This is a genomic window from Pseudomonas sp. DE0010, assembly GCF_007680745.1.
GTDB classification, from domain to species: Bacteria; Pseudomonadota; Gammaproteobacteria; order Pseudomonadales; family Pseudomonadaceae; genus Aquipseudomonas; species Aquipseudomonas parafulva_B.
The window spans coordinates 1-236 of the sequence record NZ_VEJQ01000303.1 but is presented as its reverse complement, the minus strand read 5'-3'; the positions used below and the strand labels follow the sequence as shown (position 1 = coordinate 236).

General features: G+C 64.4%; 1 pseudogene. It reads right to left on the bottom strand.

The annotated features are described in order from the left end of the window. Positions 1 to 103 (bottom strand): annotated as a pseudogene (locus FS767_RS23635) (hypothetical protein); the annotation flags it as partial. Positions 104 to 236 lie beyond the last annotated feature (133 nt).

Genomic DNA, 236 nt, shown 5'->3' with positions numbered 1-236 from the left:
CGGTCGGCCGCAGGGCGGCGGCCAGGCGTTGCCAGTCGGCCTCCTCCAGTTCCACCGTGAGATCCACGGGCTGGCTGCCGATGGTTCCGCGAATGCGTACCATGGTGTCCTCCTCGTCGTGCAGAGGCCCATGCTCCCACAGCCATCGGCCCACGCCAAACCGAGGTTGCAGCGCGTAAATGCAACAACATAACATATCGCCTCTCCACCCTTTGGAAGTCCACCATGCGCCTGCC